General features: G+C 59.5%; 2 protein-coding genes. Both read left to right on the top strand.

The window, feature by feature from the left end; genetic code table 11:
• Window positions 1-686 precede the first annotated feature (686 nt).
• Window positions 687-968, top strand: a complete 282-nt coding sequence (locus BLS91_RS19420) for a glutaredoxin domain-containing protein (protein ID WP_092342719.1) — start codon at window positions 687-689, stop codon at window positions 966-968.
• Between the two features lie 466 nt (window positions 969-1,434).
• A complete protein-coding gene (locus BLS91_RS19415) occupies window positions 1,435-1,956 on the top strand; it encodes a hypothetical protein (RefSeq protein ID WP_092342718.1) in 522 nt (173 codons plus the stop codon).
• The last annotated feature ends 45 nt before the right edge of the window (window positions 1,957-2,001 follow it).

The following is a 2,001-nucleotide window of genomic DNA, read 5'->3' as shown; positions in this document are numbered from 1 at the left end:
AACTCACCCCGATCGAGTTTGAGACAATAAACATGGCCCTCAAGGCCACCTGAAACCACTAACCCCCAGAGTCAACTGAACTCGGGGCAGTCCCCACCGGAAGATGGTGTGGGTCGTGTCCAGAGTGCTCTCCGCCTCTGTAGCCGCGCCACCGGCCGCACATGACTTAGCACCGGTGTTGGCTGACGCGGCGAACGCGGGGCCTGCTGTCAACACCGCACCGCCCAGTCCGAGCGCCACAACCAGACCGGCTGTAATGAGTTTTTTAGCTTGCTTATTCTTCATTGTCTTCCCCAGCTTCCTGAGAGAGCCCGATGCCCCCTTCGGTAATCATCGTTCACCCGCGAAGGGTGTACGGCAAACCTCTCTGGCTCCAGTTCACTTGAAATTCATGGTTCGGGGGCCAGGCGCCTTTGGTCGAGGAGCGCCGCCCCCTCACGGCCGGCCCCGGCTGGGCCGGCCGTGACCGCATGGGGTTATTCGGGTCGTTGGTGCTGTTGGATTTCCGCATGTGGGGCGGTGCCGATCCAGGTGTAGCCGGTAGTGACGCTGACTATTTTCGCGCTAGCGGCATATTCTCGCTGCGTTGCGGTATTCCACGACCCGGTCCTGCGGCACTCCCTGTCGCTGTCGATTTCTCTTGTCAGCCAGGCAAAAAAAATTGTTGGTGGAAAGGAAGCACGATCATGAGTGAACAGGTGACGGTGTACCGCAAGCGAGCGTGTATCCAATGCACGTTGACCTACCGAGCACTCGACAAAGCCGGTGTGACCTACACAGTTGTCAATGTGACCGAGAACGCAGCGGCTCTCGAGTACGTCTGTGAAGACCTTGGCTACAGCGCAGCACTCATCGTGGTCGTAGATGAACACAAGCACTGGGCCGGTTCCGACCCAACCGCATCGCCGCCTCTGCTGAAACCACTCGCGTGCCGGCCTTCACGCATCGCTCTGCGGCGTCGAGGGTGACGCACAATAAGGTCCCTTACATGGACCCTTCAATCCGAATAGCATCTGGCGTAAGTTACGCCGGGCAGAAACGGTCTGCAGCGGCCTGACCTGACCCAGTGACCACGGCGTCATTGTGAGTCACGCTACCCAGAGCGCACTGTCTGACCCGTCGAGGTATTCGGCTGACGGAAGCTGGCTCCTAGGCCGTGCACCTTATTTTAGGGACCTTCCGGCGCCGGGCCGCGGCACCAGATGTTCACCGAGCCTCACTAGTGTCAATACACGACGTGCGTGAAGGATCAGGATTCAGTGGGGAAAGATGCTCGAGAAGAGAAGATCACGGAACACGTGGGCACTCGTTGTGGTGGTATCAGTAGCGTTCTTTTTTCTCTCGGGCTGCGCGGTCAACAGCCCCGAGCCCGTCCCGTCAGATTCGACCGCGGCTATATCCACGGCGGAACCCACGAGTTCAACGGCCCTCACTTTGGATGCCGCCGGTCAAGAACAACTCGACTGGGAATGGGAACAGGTGTTGCGGGAATCACTCGATGCGGTGCGACCGATGATCGACATCGTTCGCTTCGTTGACAACGATGACTGGGGAACGGCGAGGGAGAGTTGCATGCACGATTTGGGTTGGCCCGACGTGCGCGCCACAGCGGATGGAGGGCTGGAATCCGGCGGGATCCAAAACTCCCAAGCCGGAGCGCATGCCCTGGCCATGTACACGTGTAACGCGAAGTACCCGATGGATCCGAAGTACAACGTGCCGCTCACCGATGAGCGCCTTGGCGAGCTATTTGACTACTTCACCGACGAGCTCCAACCCTGCTTAGCGGCCGAAGGGTATGACACTCCGGAGGCTCCGAGCCGGGAAACGTTCATCGACACCTACGCCGAGACCGGTGGTTGGAACCTCTACGAAGGCGTAGCGGGGAATGGACAATCTGAATGGAATGCGATCAACAAGAAGTGCCCGCAACTCCCCGTCGACTTCAATGAGTGACACAGCAGCGGGTCGCTCACCGCGCTGGGCTCGCTGGGTCACCGG

The sequence above is a fragment of the Cryobacterium flavum genome, from assembly GCF_900103805.1.
In the GTDB taxonomy this organism is placed as follows: Bacteria; Actinomycetota; Actinomycetes; order Actinomycetales; family Microbacteriaceae; genus Cryobacterium; species Cryobacterium flavum.
The sequence above is the reverse complement of the archived record's forward strand: the minus strand, read 5'-3'. Positions and strand labels throughout refer to the sequence as shown.